12 protein-coding genes, 1 tRNA gene and 1 pseudogene are annotated in these 16,244 nt (G+C 66.5%); 1 reads left to right on the forward strand and 13 read right to left on the reverse strand.

Features of this window, described 5'->3' with window-relative positions; all coding sequences use genetic code 11:
- The 6 genes and pseudogenes from IE168_RS14095 to rpoB all read right to left on the reverse strand — a co-directional run.
- On the reverse strand, positions 1-95 hold a 95-nt coding region (locus IE168_RS14095), incomplete at its 3' end, for a GTP-binding protein (protein ID WP_038054197.1).
- Positions 96-146: 51 nt separating this feature from the next.
- Positions 147-2,243 carry an elongation factor G gene (gene fusA / locus IE168_RS14100; RefSeq protein ID WP_189499397.1) on the reverse strand — a complete coding sequence of 699 codons (2,097 nt, stop codon included), beginning with the start codon at positions 2,241-2,243 and terminating at the stop codon, positions 147-149.
- A 134-nt stretch (positions 2,244-2,377) separates the two neighbouring features.
- Positions 2,378-2,845, reverse strand: coding sequence for a 30S ribosomal protein S7 (rpsG, locus tag IE168_RS14105; protein WP_133000733.1), 468 nt, complete (start codon positions 2,843-2,845; stop codon positions 2,378-2,380).
- 51 nt (positions 2,846-2,896) lie between these two features.
- Positions 2,897-3,230, reverse strand: a pseudogene (gene rpsL, locus IE168_RS14110) (30S ribosomal protein S12).
- A gap of 359 nt (positions 3,231-3,589) precedes the next feature.
- Complete coding sequence (rpoC, locus tag IE168_RS14115) at positions 3,590-7,840, reverse strand: DNA-directed RNA polymerase subunit beta' (RefSeq protein WP_189499399.1); 4,251 nt, start codon at positions 7,838-7,840, stop codon at positions 3,590-3,592.
- Positions 7,841-7,929: 89 nt separating this feature from the next.
- Positions 7,930-12,087 (reverse strand): DNA-directed RNA polymerase subunit beta, encoded by a 4,158-nt coding sequence (gene rpoB, locus IE168_RS14120; protein WP_189499402.1) that lies wholly within the window; start codon positions 12,085-12,087, stop codon positions 7,930-7,932.
- Between rpoB and IE168_RS14125 the strand changes: the two genes are divergently transcribed.
- Positions 12,065-12,325, forward strand: a complete 261-nt coding sequence (locus IE168_RS14125) for a hypothetical protein (protein ID WP_189499404.1) — start codon at positions 12,065-12,067, stop codon at positions 12,323-12,325. The two genes, rpoB and IE168_RS14125, sit on opposite strands and share 23 nt — an antisense overlap.
- Here the strand turns inward: IE168_RS14125 and rplL are convergent.
- From rplL to IE168_RS14160, 7 genes are all read right to left on the reverse strand, one after another.
- Positions 12,318-12,686, reverse strand: coding sequence for a 50S ribosomal protein L7/L12 (rplL, locus tag IE168_RS14130; protein WP_189499406.1), 369 nt, complete (start codon positions 12,684-12,686; stop codon positions 12,318-12,320). The two genes, IE168_RS14125 and rplL, sit on opposite strands and share 8 nt — an antisense overlap.
- A 71-nt stretch (positions 12,687-12,757) precedes the next feature.
- Positions 12,758-13,294 (reverse strand): 50S ribosomal protein L10, encoded by a 537-nt coding sequence (rplJ, locus tag IE168_RS14135; protein ID WP_189499408.1) that lies wholly within the window; start codon positions 13,292-13,294, stop codon positions 12,758-12,760.
- Between the two features lie 367 nt (positions 13,295-13,661).
- A complete protein-coding gene (gene rplA, locus IE168_RS14140; RefSeq protein WP_189499410.1) occupies positions 13,662-14,360 on the reverse strand; it encodes a 50S ribosomal protein L1 in 699 nt (232 codons plus the stop codon).
- Between the two features lie 4 nt (positions 14,361-14,364).
- On the reverse strand, positions 14,365-14,793 hold the full coding sequence (rplK, locus tag IE168_RS14145; RefSeq protein WP_189499412.1) for a 50S ribosomal protein L11: 429 nt from the start codon (positions 14,791-14,793) through the stop codon (positions 14,365-14,367).
- Positions 14,794-14,973: 180 nt separating this feature from the next.
- Positions 14,974-15,555, reverse strand: a complete 582-nt coding sequence (nusG, locus tag IE168_RS14150; RefSeq protein WP_189499414.1) for a transcription termination/antitermination protein NusG — start codon at positions 15,553-15,555, stop codon at positions 14,974-14,976.
- 5 nt (positions 15,556-15,560) lie between these two features.
- Positions 15,561-15,944 carry a preprotein translocase subunit SecE gene (gene secE, locus IE168_RS14155; protein ID WP_189499416.1) on the reverse strand — a complete coding sequence of 128 codons (384 nt, stop codon included), beginning with the start codon at positions 15,942-15,944 and terminating at the stop codon, positions 15,561-15,563.
- 24 nt (positions 15,945-15,968) lie between these two features.
- Positions 15,969-16,044: transfer RNA gene (locus IE168_RS14160), tRNA-Trp, on the reverse strand.
- Positions 16,045-16,244 lie beyond the last annotated feature (200 nt).

Below are 16,244 nucleotides of genomic sequence, written 5' to 3' on the forward strand. Positions count from 1 at the left end.
AGCGCCGCCGTCAGCGTCGTCTTGCCGTGGTCCACGTGACCGATGGTGCCCACGTTCACGTGGGGCTTGGTGCGCTCGAACTTACCCTTCGCCATGATTGCAGTCTCTTGAAAAGTTGGTTGTCTGGTTGCCGTCGCCGGCGCCGGTTACTTCTTCTTCACCACTTCGTCGGCGATGTTCGACGGCGCTTCCGCGTAGTGGTCGAACTCCATCGTGAAGGTGGCGCGGCCCTGCGACATCGAGCGCAGGCTGGTGGCGTAGCCGAACATCTCGCCCAGCGGGATCATCGCGTTGATGATCTTGCCCGACGGGCTGTCGTCCTGGCCCTGGAGGATGCCGCGGCGGCGGCTCACGTCGCCCATCACGTCGCCCAGGTAGTCCTCGGGGCTGACGATCTCGACCTTCATGATCGGCTCGAGCAGCACCGGCGAGGCCTTCTGGAAGCCTTCCTTGAAGCCCATGGAGCCGGCGATCTTGAACGCCATTTCCGACGAGTCGACCTCATGGTACGAACCGTCGTACAGCTTCACCTTGACGTCCACGATCGGGTAGCCGGCGAGGATGCCGTTGGCCACCGCCTCCTGGATGCCCTTGTCGACCGCCGGGATGTACTCCTTCGGCACGACGCCGCCGACGATGGCGTTCTCGAACTCGTAGCCGGCGCCCGGCTCCTGCGGCGAGATCTCCAGCCACACGTGGCCGAACTGGCCCTTGCCGCCCGACTGGCGGACGAACTTGCCTTCCGACTTGACCGTCTTGCGGATGGTCTCGCGGTAGGCAACCTGCGGCTTGCCGACGTTGGCCTCGACGTTGAACTCGCGCTTCATGCGGTCGACGATGATGTCCAGGTGCAGCTCGCCCATGCCGGCGATGATGGTCTGGCCGGACTCTTCGTCGGTGCGGACGCGGAACGACGGATCCTCCTGCGCCAGGCGGCCCAGGGCGATGCCCATCTTTTCCTGGTCGGACTTGGTCTTGGGCTCCACCGCCATCGAGATCACCGGCTCCGGGAAGCTCATGCGCTCGAGCACGATCGGCGCGTCCTGGGCACACAGGGTGTCACCGGTGGTGACGTCCTTCAGACCCACGGCCGAGGCGATGTCGCCGGCGAGCACTTCCTTGATCTCTTCGCGGTTGTTGGAGTGCATCTGCAGCAGGCGGCCGATGCGTTCCTTCTTGCCCTTGACCGAGTTCAGCACCTGGTCGCCGGCGTTGAGCTTGCCCGAGTACACGCGGAAGAAGGTCAGCGAACCCACGAACGGGTCGGTGATGATCTTGAACGCGAGCGCCGAGAACGGAGCGCTGTCGCTCGACTCGCGGCTCAGCTCCTTCGTCTCGTCATCGATGTCGGTGCCGCGGACGGCCGGCACGTCGACCGGCGACGGCAGCAGGCTGACCACGCCATCGAGCATCGCCTGCACGCCCTTGTTCTTGAATGCCGAGCCGCAGTACATCGGCACGATCTCGGTGGCCAGGGTGCGCGAACGCAGGCCCTCGAGGACCTCCTGGTCGCTCAGCTCGCCGGACTCGAGGTACTTGTCCATCAGCGCCTCGTTGGCCTCGGCGGCCGACTCGACCATGAACGCGCGCGCCTCGTTGGCCTGCTCGAGCAGGTCGGCGGGGATGTCGCGGTACTCGAAGTTCAGGCCCTGGCTGGCGGTATCCCAGTGGATCGCCTTCATCTTCAGCAGGTCAACCACGCCCTCGAAGCCTTCCTCGGCACCGACCGGGATCTGCATCGGCACGGCGACCGCGCCGAGACGGCTCTTGAGCTGGTCGCGGACCTTGAAGAAGTTCGCGCCGGTGCGGTCCATCTTGTTGACGAACGCGATGCGCGGCACCTTGTACTTGTTGGCCTGGCGCCACACCGTCTCCGACTGCGGCTGCACGCCGCCGACCGCGCACAGCACGAACACCGCGCCGTCAAGCACGCGCAGCGAACGCTCCACCTCGATGGTGAAGTCGACGTGGCCGGGGGTGTCGATGATGTTGAAGCGGTGCTCGGGCAGGGTCTTGTCCATGCCCTTCCAGAACGCGGTGGTGGCCGCGGACTGGATGGTGATGCCGCGCTCCTGCTCCTGCTCCATCCAGTCCATGGTGGCCGAACCGTCGTGGGTCTCGCCCAGCTTGTGGTTCTTGCCGGTGTAGAAAAGGATGCGCTCGGACGTGGTGGTCTTGCCGGCATCGATGTGGGCCATGATGCCGAAGTTGCGGTAGCGGTCGATGGGAGTGGTGCGGGCCACGGCGATCTCTCTGTGTTTTTTGTCCACTGAAGCGGACGTGCGGAGTTGGTTCCGGATGGCCGAATGCCGCCCTGCGGCGGCACCCGGCTACGCGATGCACGGACCGGTGCGCGAAGCGCTCCGGCCGGGCGCCGTCACCAGCGGTAGTGCGCGAAGGCCTTGTTGGCCTCGGCCATGCGGTGGGTTTCTTCGCGCTTCTTGATCGCGCCACCGCGGTTCTCGGAGGCGTCGATCAGTTCGGCGGCCAGCTTGCGCGGCATGCTGTTCTCGCCGCGCTTGCGCGCGGAGTCGATCAGCCAGCGCATCGCCAGCGCCATGCGGCGGGACGCGCGCACCTCGACCGGCACCTGGTAGGTGGCGCCGCCGACGCGGCGGGACTTCACCTCGACCGACGGCGAGATGTTGCCGAGCGCCTTCTCGACGACTTCCAGCGGGTTCGGGTTCTTCTCGCCGATGACGTCCATGGCGCCGTACACGATCTTCTCGGCGACCGACTTCTTGCCGCTGTACATGACCATGTTGATGAAGCGCGCGATGGTTTCGCTACCGTGCTTCGGGTCGGGCAGCACCGAGCGCTGCGGGGTGTTTCCTTTACGCGACATTGTTCTCGAGCCTTTTCAGTATCTGTTCGAAGGGCGGGAAAGGGACTGGGATCAGCCCTTCGGACGCTTGGCGCCGTACTTGGAACGGGCCTGCTTGCGCTTGGCGACGCCGGCGGCGTCGAGCGAACCGCGGACGGTGTGGTAGCGCACGCCCGGCAGGTCCTTGACGCGGCCGCCGCGGATCAGCACCACCGATGACCTCGTAGCCGTTGGTCAGGCGCACCTTGGCGACCTTGCGCAGGGCCGAGTTCGGCTTCTTCGGGGTGGTGGTGTACACGCGCGTGCACACGCCGCGACGCTGCGGGCAGTTCTGCAGCGCGGGCGAATTGCTCTTGTAGGTTTCCGGGCTGCGCGGCTTGCGCACCAGCTGGTTGATCGTTGCCATCGGTGTCGGTCTTCTGCTCCGGGCACGGGGCCCGCTGTTGGGTATGACGGGCCTGGGCCCGGCTCGGTGGCGGGCCCCGTGGGACCGCGCCGGCCGCACGGTCCAGGTTCCGTGCGCGAAAACGAAGGCAGGCGGAGTCGACCCGGCCTGCCAAGACGGAAAAGTATAGCCGGCGTAGACGCCCAGCGTCAACGCAGCCAAGGACCCGGCAGGCAGCACCCCGCTCCGGGGCGCACCTGGGCCATGGTCACCTTTCCCGTCCATCCTGGACCGAACACGAAGCGCCTCCATGGCACCTCATTTCGGGATCTGGGACGGCCCCCGGAGGGGCCGTCACTGACTTGCAGCGTGTAGCGGTATTACTCGTCGGCGCCGTCGGCGAGGGGCGCATCGCCCCCCTCCACCTGCGAGGTCTCGGCGACCTGCGACTCCTCCGCCACGGCGACCCCGGACAGGGCCTCCATCTCGGACTCGGTCAGCCCGGAGGCGTTCTTGCGGCGCTGCGTATGGTACGCCAGGCCGGTGCCCGCGGGAATCAGGCGGCCGACGATCACGTTCTCCTTCAGGCCGCGCAGGCTGTCGCGGGTGCCGCGGACGGCCGCCTCGGTCAGCACGCGGGTGGTCTCCTGGAAGGAGGCCGCGGAGATGAACGACTCGGTCGCCAGCGACGCCTTGGTGATGCCCAGCAGTACCGGCTCGAAGTGCACCGGCAGCTCGCCCTTGGCGTTGTGCTTCTCGTTGGCCTCGATGACGCGCTGGCGCTCGGCCTGCTCGCCGTTGAGGAAGCGGGTGCTGTCGCCGGCGTCGGTGATCTCGACCTTGCGCAGCATCTGGCGGACGATCACCTCGATGTGCTTGTCGTTGATCTTCACGCCCTGCAGGCGGTAGACGTCCTGGATTTCCTTGGTCAGGTACGACGCCAGCTCCTCGACGCCCTTCAGGCGCAGGATGTCCTGCGGGCTCGGCTCGCCGTCCACCACGGTCTCGCCCTTCTCGACGTGCTCGCCTTCGAACACGATGATCTGGCGGTACTTCGGGATCAGCTCCTCGTGGTCCTCGCCGTCGGCACCCTTGATGATCAGGCGCTGCTTGCCCTTGGTGTCCTTGCCGAAGCTGACCACGCCGGACTTCTCGGCCAGGATCGCCGGATCCTTCGGCTTGCGCGCCTCGAACAGGTCGGCCACGCGCGGCAGACCGCCGGTGATGTCGCGGGTCTTGGACGCTTCCTGCGGGATCTTGGCCACCACGTCGCCCACGCCGACGGCAGCGCCGTCCTGCAGGTTGACGATCGAGCGCGGCGGCAGCAGGTACTGCGCCGGCAGGTCGGTGCCCGGGATGTTGAGGCCTTCGCCGGTCTTGGCGTCGACGATGCGGATCAGCGGACGCAGGTCCTTGCCCTGCGAGCCGCGGCGCTTGGGATCGGTGATCTCGCGCGAGGCCAGGCCGGTCAGCTCGTCGGTCTTCTCGATGACGGTGACGCCGTCGACGAAGTCGATGAAGCGCACCACGCCCTTCACTTCCGACACGATCGGGTGGTTGTGGGGATCCCAGGTCGCGACCGTCTGGCCGGCCTTGACCGCCATGCCGTCCTTCGCGTTGATGGTCGCGCCGTAGGGCAGCTTGTAGCGCTCGCGCTCGCGGCCGTGCTGGTCGAGCACCGAGATCTCGCCCGAGCGCGACACGCCGACCAGGTGGCCGTCGGAGTGCGACACGAACTTGACGTTGTTGAACTTCACCGAGCCGGTGGTCTTGACCGTCACGTTGTCGATCGCCGCCGCACGCGACGCCGCGCCACCGATGTGGAACGTACGCATGGTCAGCTGGGTGCCGGGCTCGCCGATCGACTGCGCGGCGACCACGCCCACGGCCTCGCCGAGATTGACGAGGTGGCCGCGGCCGAGGTCACGGCCGTAGCAGTGCGCGCACACGCCGAAGGACGACTCGCAGGTGATGGTCGAGCGGACCTTGATGGCCTGCACGCCGGCGTCCTCGAGCTTCTGCACCCAGGCTTCGTCGAGCAGCGTGTTGCGGGTGACGATCGGATCCTCGTCGTCGCCGGGCAGGAACACGTCCTCGGCCACGATGCGGCCGAGCACGCGGTCCTTCAGCGGCTCGACCACGTCGCCGCCTTCCACGATCGGGGTCATGGTCAGGCCGTCATGGGTGCCGCAGTCGGTCTCGGTGATCACCACGTCCTGCGCCACGTCAACCAGGCGACGGGTCAGGTAACCGGAGTTCGCCGTCTTCAGCGCGGTATCCGCCAGGCCCTTTCGTGCACCGTGGGTCGAGATGAAGTACTGCTGGACGTTCAGGCCCTCGCGGAAGTTCGAGGTGATCGGGGTCTCGATGATCGAGCCGTCCGGCTTGGCCATCAGGCCGCGCATGCCGGCCAGCTGGCGGATCTGCGCCTGCGAACCACGCGCACCGGAGTCGGCCATGATGTAGACCGAGTTCATCGACTTCTGCTCGACCTGCTCGCCCTTGGCGTTGGTCACGATCTCGGTGCCGATGGTCTTCATCATCGCCTGGGCGACGCGCTCGTTGGTGCGCGACCAGATGTCGACCACCTTGTTGTAGCGCTCGCCGGCGGTGACCAGGCCCGACTGGTACTGCTGCTGGATCTCCAGCACTTCGGCCTCGGCCTCGGCCAGGATGCCCTTCTTCTCTTCCGGGATGATCATGTCGTCGATGCCGATCGACACGCCGGCGCGCGTGGCGTACGCGAAGCCGGTGTACATCAGCTTGTCGGCGAACACGACCGTGTCCTTCAGGCCGAGCATGCGGTAGCAGGAGTTGATCAGGCGGCTGATGTTCTTCTTGGTCAGCTCGACGTTGGCCAGCGCGAAGGGCAGGCCCTCCGGCAGGATCTCGGCCAGCAGCGCGCGCCCGACCGTGGTGTCCACGATCGAGGTCTTCTTCTCGCGATTGCCTTCCTCGTCGATCACGGTCTCGGCGATGCGGACCTTGACCTTGGCGTGGAGGCCCGCGGCCTTGTTGTCGTAGGCGCGCTTGACCTCGGCGACGTTCGCGAACGCCATGCCTTCGCCCGCCGTGTTCTCGAGCGCGCGGGTCATGTAGTACAGGCCCAGCACCACGTCCTGCGACGGCACGATGATCGGCTCGCCGTTGGCGGGCGACAGGATGTTGTTCGACGACATCATCAGCGCGCGCGCTTCCAGCTGGGCCTCCAGGCTCAGCGGCACGTGCACGGCCATCTGGTCACCGTCGAAGTCGGCGTTGAACGCGGTGCAGACCAGCGGGTGCAGCTGGATCGCCTTGCCCTCGATCAGCACCGGTTCGAACGCCTGGATGCCCAGGCGGTGCAGGGTCGGGGCGCGGTTGAGCAGCACCGGGTGCTCGCGGATCACCTCTTCGAGGATGTCCCACACCTCGGCCTCTTCGCGCTCGACCAGCTTCTTGGCGGCCTTGATCGTCGTGGCCAGGCCACGGCGCTGCAGCTTGGCAAAGATGAAGGGCTTGAACAGCTCGAGTGCCATCTTCTTCGGCAGGCCGCACTCGTGCAGGCGCAGCGTCGGGCCGACCACGATGACCGAACGGCCCGAGTAGTCGACGCGCTTGCCGAGCAGGTTCTGGCGGAACCGACCCTGCTTGCCCTTGATCATGTCGGCCAGCGACTTCAAAGGCCTCTTGTTCGTGCCGGTGATGGCGCGGCCGCGGCGGCCGTTGTCCATCAGCGCGTCCACCGACTCCTGCAGCATGCGCTTCTCGTTGCGCACGATGATGTCGGGCGCGTTGAGCTCGAGCAGGCGGCGCAGGCGGTTGTTGCGGTTGATGACGCGGCGGTACAGGTCGTTGAGGTCGGAGGTCGCGAAGCGGCCACCGTCCAGCGGCACCAGCGGGCGCAGGTCCGGCGGCAGCACCGGCAGCACGGTCATCACCATCCACTCGGGGCGGTTGCCCGACTCGAGGAAGGCCTCGACCAGCTTGATGCGCTTGGTGAGGCGCTTGAGCTTGGTCTCGGAGCCGGTGGCGGCGATCTCTTCCTTCAGGCGCACCATCTCGGCCTGCAGGTCGATCGTGCGCAGCAGGTCGAACACGGCCTCGGCGCCCATGGCGGCGTCGAAGTCGTCGCCGTGCTCCTGGCGCATCTGCATGTACTGCTCTTCATTGAGCAGCTGGCCGCGCTCCATCGGGGTCAGGCCCGGCTCGGTGACCACGAACGCCTCGAAGTAGAGGATGCGCTCGATGTCACGCAGGGTCATGTCCAGCATCAGGCCGATGCGCGAGGGCAGCGACTTGAGGAACCAGATGTGCGCGGTCGGGCTGGCCAGGTCGATGTGGCCCATGCGCTCGCGGCGCACCTTGGCCAGCGTCACCTCGGTGCCGCACTTCTCGCACACCACGCCACGGTGCTTCATGCGCTTGTACTTGCCGCACAGGCACTCGTAGTCCTTCACCGGCCCGAAGATGGCGGCGCAGAACAGGCCGTCGCGCTCGGGCTTGAAGGTGCGGTAGTTGATGGTCTCGGGCTTCTTCACTTCGCCGAACGACCACGAACGGATCAGGTCGGGCGAGGCGAGCGCGATCTTGATCGCGTCGAAGTCGAGCGTCGGGCGCTGCTGGTTGAACAGGTTCAGAAGGTCTTTCATGAGTTTCTCCGGGAACGGGAATCGGGGACGTGGCCGTGGTGCTCACCGGTGGCGGGCGCGTGGTGCGCGCCCTGCCCCGGGCTGCGTCCTCAGTTCTCTTCCAGCTCCATGTTGATCGCCAGCGAGCGGATTTCCTTGACCAGCACGTTGAAGGACTCGGGCATGCCCGCGACCATCTCGTGTTCGCCGTCGACGATGTTCTTGTACATCTGGTTGCGGCCCTGCACGTCGTCGGACTTCACCGTCAGCATCTCCTGCAGGGTGTAGGCCGCGCCGTAGGCTTCCAGCGCCCAGACTTCCATCTCGCCGAAGCGCTGGCCGCCGAACTGCGCCTTGCCGCCCAGCGGCTGCTGGGTGACGAGCGAGTACGGGCCGGTCGAACGCGCGTGCATCTTGTCGTCGACCAGGTGGTTGAGCTTCAGCATGTGCATGTAGCCCACGGTCACCTTGCGTTCGAACGCGTCGCCGGTGCGGCCGTCGTACAGCTGGGCCTGGCCGCTGGTCGGCAGGTCGGCGAGTTCGAGCATCTGCTTGATCTCGACCTCGGCGGCGCCGTCGAACACCGGCGTCGCCATCGGCACGCCACCGGTCAGGTTGCGCGCCAGCGTCAGCAGCTCCTCGTCGGAGAACTGCTTCAGGTCGACGCGCTGGCCGTGCAGCTTGTTGTCGTGGTTGTAGATCTGGTCGAGGAACTTGCGCAGCTCGGCCACCTTGGCCTGCGCCTGCAGCATTTCGTCGATCTTCCGGCCCAGGCCCTTCGCGGCCCAGCCCAGGTGCACCTCGAGGATCTGGCCGATGTTCATTCGGCTCGGCACGCCCAGCGGGTTGAGCACGATGTCGACGGTCTCGCCGTTGGCCATGTACGGCATGTCCTGCACCGGCACGATGGTCGACACCACACCCTTGTTGCCGTGGCGGCCGGCCATCTTGTCGCCGGGCTGGATGCGGCGCTTCACGGCCAGGTAGACCTTGACCATCTTGAGCACGCCCGGGGCGAGGTCGTCGCCCTGGGTGATCTTGCCGCGCTTGTCCTGGAAGCGGCGCTCGAACTCCTCCTCGTGCACCTTCAGCTGCTTCGCGGCGCGCTCGATCGCGTCGGCGGCGTCGTCGTCCTTCATGCGCAGCGCCAGCCAGTCGGACTTCTTCAGGCCGTCGAGCACCAGCGAGGACACGGTGTCGCCCTTCTTCACACCCGGGCCACCGTTGGCGACCTTGCCCAGCAGCTGCTCGCGCAGGCGGGCGTAGATCGCACCCTCGAGGATGCGGAACTGGTCGTCGAAGTCCTTCTTGACGCGCTTGATCTCGTTTTCCTCGATCTGCTTGGCGCGCTTGTCCTTCTCGATGCCGTCGCGGGTGAAGACCTGCACGTCGATGACGGTGCCGTCCATGCCCGGGGGCACGCGCAGCGAGCTGTCCTTCACGTCGGACGCCTTCTCGCCGAAGATCGCGCGCAGCAGCTTCTCTTCCGGGGTCAGCTGGCTCTCGCCCTTCGGCGTGACCTTGCCCACCAGGATGTCGCCGGCGCGGACTTCGGCGCCGATGTACACCACGCCCGACTCGTCGAGGCGGTTGAGCGCCTGCTCGGAGACGTTCGGGATGTCGGCGGAGATCTCCTCCGGGCCAAGCTTGGTGTCGCGGGCGACCGCGGTCAGCTCCTCGATGTGGATCGTGGTGTAGCGGTCTTCCTGGACCACGCGCTCCGAGAGCAGGATCGAGTCCTCGAAGTTGTAGCCGTTCCAGGGCATGAACGCGACCAGCATGTTCTGGCCGAGCGCCAGCTCGCCGATGTCGGTCGAGGGGCCGTCGGCCAGCACGTCGCCGCGCGCGACCACGTCGCCCACGTTGACCAGCGGGGTCTGGTTGATGCAGGTGTTCTGGTTCGAACGCGTGTACTTGATCAGGTTGTAGATGTCGACGCCGGCATCGGTCTCGCCCGAGATCTCGTCATCGAACACCTTCACCACGATGCGGCCGGCGTCGATCTGCTCGACCACGCCGCCACGGCGCGCGTTCACGGTCACGCCCGAGTCGCGCGCCACGGCGCGTTCGATGCCGGTGCCGACCAGCGGCTTCTCGCTCTTCAGCGTGGGCACGGCCTGGCGCTGCATGTTGGCGCCCATCAGCGCGCGGTTGGCGTCGTCGTGCTCGAGGAACGGCACCAGCGCCGCCGCGACCGACACGGTCTGCATCGGCGACACGTCCATGTAGTCGATCTCGCTCGGCGGCTTGAGCAGGTTCTCGCCCTGGAAGCGGCAGGCGACGAACTGGGCGGTCAGGTTGCCCTTCTCGTCCTGAGGTGCGCTCACCTGCGCGATGACGTACTCGTTCTCCTCGATCGCCGACAGGTACTCGACGTCGTCGGTGACCTTCCCGTCCACGACCTTGCGGTACGGCGTCTCGAGGAAGCCGTAGCCGTTGGTGCGCGCGAACACGGCCAGCGAGTTGATCAGGCCGATGTTCGGGCCTTCAGGGGTCTCGATGGTGCAGACGCGGCCGTAGTGGGTCGGGTGCACGTCGCGCACTTCGAAGCCGGCGCGCTCGCGGGTCAGGCCGCCCGGGCCGAGCGCCGAGACGCGGCGCTTGTGGGTGACCTCGGACAGCGGATTGTTCTGGTCCATGAACTGCGACAGCTGCGAGGAGCCGAAGAACTCCTTCACCGCGGCCGCGACCGGCTTGGCGTTGATCAGCTCCTGCGGGGTCAGGCCATCAGCCTCGGCCATGGTCAGGCGCTCGCGCACGGCGCGCTCGACGCGCACCAGGCCCACGCGGAACACGTTCTCGGCCATCTCGCCCACCGAACGCACGCGACGGTTGCCGAGGTGGTCGATGTCATCCACCACGCCACGGCCGTTGCGGATCTCGGTCAGCACCTTCAGCACGTCGAGGATGTCGGAGCTGTCGCCGTTGGCCTCGCGCAGGCGCACGGAGTCGTCGTCCTTGCGCTCGGCGAAGTACTTGGCGTCGTACAGCACGGCCGCGCCGGTGGTTTCCTTGCGGCCGATGCGGCGGTTGAACTTCATCCGGCCCACGCCCGAAAGGTCGTAGCGCTCGAAGGTGAAGAACAGGTTGTGGAACAGGTTCTGCGCGGCGTCCTTGGTCGGCGGCTCGCCGGGACGCATCATGCGGTAGATCTCGACCAGCGCCTCGAGCTGGGTGCGGGTGCCGTCGATGCGCAGGGTGTTGGACAGGTAGGCACCGCGGTCCAGGTCGTTGGTCCAGATCGTGCCCACGGCCTCGATGCCCGCCTTGCGCAGGGCCTCGAGCATCTCGTCGGTGATCTCGTCGTTGGCGGACGCGATCAGCTCGCCGGTGGCGGCGTCGACGACATCATGCGACAGCACGCGGCCCACGAGGTAGGCGTCCGGCACGGCCAGGGCCTCGATGCCGGAATCGGTCAGCTGCTTGACGTGGCGCGCGGTGATGCGGCGGCCGGCCTCGACGATCACGCGGTCGCCGTCGGCCAGGTCGAAGTCCAGGGTCTCGCCACGCAGGCGCTCCGGGACCAGCTCCATCTGCACGCCCTCTTCGGGGTCGATGTGGAAATGGTTGATCTCGAAGAACTCGTTGAGCATCTCCTCGTTGGAGTAGCCCAGCGCGCGCAGCAGCACGCTGACCGGCAGCTTGCGGCGGCGGTCGATGCGGGTGAACAGCGCGTCCTTCGGGTCGAACTCGAAGTCGAGCCACGAGCCGCGGTACGGGATGATGCGGGCCGAGTACAGCAGCTTGCCCGAGCTGTGGGTCTTGCCGCGGTCGTGGTCGAAGAACACGCCCGGCGAGCGGTGCAGCTGGGAGACGATGACGCGCTCGGTGCCGTTGACGATGAAGGTGCCGTTGTCGGTCATGAGCGGGATCTCGCCCATGTAGACCTCCTGCTCCTTCACGTACTTGATGGCCTTGGACGACGACTCGCGGTCGTAGATCACCAGGCGCACGGTCACGCGCAGCGGGGCGCCGTAGCTGAGGCCGCGGTTGCGGCACTCGCGCTCGTCGAACACCGGGTCGCCGAGCTTGTAGCCGACGTACTCCAGCGCGGCGTAGCCGTTGTAGCTGGTGATAGGGAACACGGACTTGAGCGCGGCGTGCAGGCCGCGGTCGTCGCGGCGCGCCGGATCCTTGTCGGCCTGCAGGAACTCGCGGTACGAGTCGACCTGGATGGCGAGCAGGAACGGCACTTCGAGGATCGAACGGCGCTTGCCGAAGTCCTTGCGGATGCGCTTCTTTTCGGTGAACGAATATGACGTCGTCATGGGGAGCTACCGCCTTTGGCATCTGCGGGCCGCGCGCGGCGCGACCCAGGGGAATTTCGTGAACCGCCAGTTGGAAATCGCTGGTATTGCCGGCACCAGCACGCCTTCTCCCGCTATTTCCAACTGCCGACTCGGTGTCGGTTTTCAGGCTTTCTCTACAACGGCCGAAGGCCGGGGGCTTACGCCCCCAGCCTCGGTGGTCGCCGATGACGCTGGCGACGCGACAACGCTTACTTGACTTCGACCGTGGCGCCGGCCGCTTCCAGGTCCTTCTTGATCTTCTCGGCGTCTTCCTTGGAAGCGCCTTCCTTGACCAGGCCACCGGCCTCGGTCAGGTCCTTGGCTTCCTTCAGGCCCAGGCCGGTGATCGCGCGGACCACCTTGATCACCTCGACCTTCTTGTCGCCAGGCGACTTCAGGGTGACGTTGAACTCGGTCTGCTCCTCGGCGGCAGCGGCCGGGCCGGCGGCGGCGGCCACGGCAACCGGAGCAGCGGCGGAAACGCCGAACTTCTCTTCGATGGCCTTGACGAGCTCGACCACTTCCATCAGGGACTTTTCAGCGATCGCGTCGACGATCTGTTCGTTGGTCAGGGACATGTGTGTTCTACCTATTGGAAATTATCTGGATTGAAGCCTGCTGGCGTGCAACAGGCCGGATGACGTCGAACTCAGGCTTCGGCCGGAGCTTCCGCGGCTGCTTCTTCCGCCGGCGCACCACCACCCTGCTTGTCGGCCACGGCCTGGACGACACGGGCGAACATCGCGGCGGGCTCGAGCAGGGTGCGGGCCAGCATGGCCAGCGCCTGATCGCGGGTCGGCAGCGCCGCAAGCACGTCCACGTGGCTGGCGGGATACAGCTCGCCCCCCACGGACACGACCTTCGGCAGCAGCTTGTCGTTGCTCTTGGCGAATTCCTTGATCAGGCGACCGGCGGCGCCGGGCTCCTCGGTCGAGAACGCATATAGCAGGGGCCCGACCAGGCTGTCCTTGACGACAGCGAAATCGGTGCCCTCGACGGCACGGATGGCCAGCGTGTTCTTGACAACCTTCAGGAACACACCGGTTTCACGCGCCTGCTTGCGCATCGCGGTCATCTGACTGACCGTGGTGCCTACGTACTCGACTGCGACCAGGGAGTGCGCCTTGGCGGCGACGTCTGCCAGTTCGGCGACAACTTCTTGCTTCTGGGACAGATTGAGAGCCATACACTCCTCACTTGGTAACTCCGCTCGCGGCTCCTGCCGCTTGCGGTCCTGGACGGCATCCATCCGTGGAACGCCGGGGACACGAAGGTCCCGGGTCGGTGGCCTGTCCGGCTGGCGGTCTTGCGACCACACCAGAACACTTCCAGAAGGCGGCACCATCTGCGCGGGCACACCCTTGCGGGTGGATTAAGCGATCCCGCTTGCCACGACGGCGATTCCCTGCCAACACGAGCTTCCATGCCCGTCGCCGTGGCGCGCTGACCGCACCTGCGGTCTTTGACGGCTGCCGGTCGGCACCTGGGTGCCTGCGACTGCCCTCAAATGGTCGAACACCGCCCGGCCGCGAACGGCCGGGCGGGTACTGCGATTACTTGAACGACAGCGACGACTGGTCCACGGCGACGCCGGGGCCCATGGTCGAGCTGATCGAGATCTTCTGCAGGTACTGGCCCTTGGCGGTGGCCGGCTTGGCCTTGACCAGGTCGGCCAGCAGCGCCTGCAGGTTTTCCTTCAGGCGGTCGGACTCGAAGTCCGCCTTGCCGATGGTGCAGTGGATGATGCCGGCCTTGTCGGTGCGGTAGCGGACCTGGCCGCCCTTGGCGTTCTTCACCGCCTCGCCCGGGTTCGGGGAGACCGTGCCGACCTTCGGGTTCGGCATCAGGCCGCGCGGGCCCAGCAGGGTGCCGAGCTTGCCGACCACACGCATGGCGTCCGGCGTGGCGATCACGACGTCGTAGTTGAGGTCGCCGCCCTGCATCTTCTCGGCCAGGTCGTCCATGCCGACGGCGTCGGCACCGGCGGCCAGGGCCTCCTCGGCCTTGGCGCCCGCGGGGGCGAACACCGCCACGCGCACCGACTTGCCGGTGCCCTGCGGCAGCACGGTCGAGCCGCGGACCTGCTGGTCCGACTTGCGGGCGTCGACGCCCAGGCGCACGGCCACGTCGACGGCCTCGACGAACTTGGCCTTGCTGTTGTCCTTGACGATCTTCAGCGCTTCGTCAATGGCGTAGGCCTTGCCCGGGACGGTCGCGGCCTTGATGGTCTTCTGTCGCTTGGTCTGTGCCATGGTCTCAGCCCTCCACCGTCAGGCCCATCGAACGGGCGGAGCCCTCGATGGTGCGCACTGCCGCCTCGAGATCCGCCGCCGTCAGGTCGGCATCCTTCGCCTTCGCGATCTCTTCGATCTGGGCGCGGGTGATCTTGCCCACCTTCTCGGTGTTCGGGCGCTTGGAACCGGACTGCACGCCGGCGGCCTTCTTCAGCAGCACCGCAGCCGGGGTCGACTTGGTGATGAAGGTGAAGGTGCGGTCCGAGTACGCGGTGATGATGACCGGCGTCGGCAGACCCGGCTCGAGCTTCTGCGTGGCGGCGTTGAACGCCTTGCAGAACTCCATGATGTTCAGGCCGCGCTGGCCGAGGGCAGGACCCACCGGCGGCGAGGGATTCGCCTGGCCGGCCTTGACCTGCAGCTTGATGTAACCGACTACTTTCTTTGCCATTGTCCTCTCCGGGTGCGAACGCCTGTCAGGCTCCCCATCGGGCCGGGAATGGACGCGTCCCGGTATCGCGCTGTGACGCGCAAAGGCCGCCAGGGCGGCGGCCATTGCGTTTTGCCCGCATTCCGGGCAGGAAGCCGCGCACTATAGCAGCTTCCAAGGTGTCCGGCCAAGGGGCCGGGATCAGGCCTTCTCGACCTGCCCGAACTCCAGTTCGACCGGGGTCGAGCGGCCGAAGATGAGCACTGCCACGCGCAGGCGGCTCTTCTCGTAATTGACTTCCTCGACCACGCCGTTGAAGTCGTTGAACGGGCCGTCGATGACGCGGACCATCTGGCCGGCCTCGAACAGGACCTTCGGGCGGGGCTTCTCGACGCCTTCCTGGACGCGGGCGAGGATGGCATCGGCCTCGTCGTCGCGGATCGGCAGCGGCTGGGCCGCGGTGCCGCCGATGAAGCCCATGACCTTCGGGGTCTCCTTGACCAGGTGCCAGCTCTCGCTGTCGATGCGGGGGATCCCGCCCTCGTCCTGGGTGGCGATCTGGACCAGCACGTAGCCGGGGAAGAACTTGCGCTCGGAACGGCGCTTCTGGCCGGAGCGCATCTCGACCACTTCCTCGGTCGGCACCATCACGTCGCCGAACTTCGCTTCCATGCCCATGCGCACGATGCGGTCGCGCAGCGCCTGCGCCACCGACTTCTCGAAGCCGGAATAGGCGTGGACCACGTACCAGCGCTTGACGATCTCGCTTTCCAAACCGGACATCTCCATCAGTTGCCGAGCAGCAGGCGGATGGCCCACTGGATCACCAGGTCGAAGCCGGCCAGCATCAGGCTGATGACCACGACCACGATCATCACCACCCAGCTCATGCGCATGGCTTCCTGCCGCGTCGGCCAGACGACCTTGCGCAGCTCGAAGCGGGATTCCGACAGGAACTCCCGGGTCTGGAAGCCCTTGGTGCTGGTCAGGAAGACCACCAGGGCGGCGACCGCGCCACCGATCACGGCCAGGACGCGCAGCGGCATCGGCCACTGGCCTTCGAACCAGTAGAAGGCGACCAGCCCACCCACCAGCAGCAGCGCCGCGACCACGTACCTGGCGATGTCGCCGGCCGAGGCGTGGCTCCTCGAATGTTCAACCCTGCTGTTCAAGTGGCTATCGCCCTCGTTGCGGCTTGGCACGCCAGGAGGGACTCGAACCCCCAACCTGCGGTTTTGGAGACCGCTGCTCTGCCAATTGAGCTACTGGCGTATAGAAATTTTTGAAACTTCTTAAGACGCCAACGGCGAGTCGCTAACGACTCGCCCGGCGACCCCGCAAGCCGTCAGCGTGAGCTGATGGCCCCGCTGGCGTTATCCGGCCTGCCCAGCAGGCCGGATCAACGGCAGCCCATATCACGGCGGCGGTACGCCGCCGGGATATGCCGTCTTACTTGTTGATCTTGGCGACGA

The sequence above is a fragment of the Luteimonas padinae genome, assembly GCF_014652935.1.
GTDB classification, from domain to species: domain Bacteria; phylum Pseudomonadota; class Gammaproteobacteria; order Xanthomonadales; family Xanthomonadaceae; genus Luteimonas; species Luteimonas padinae.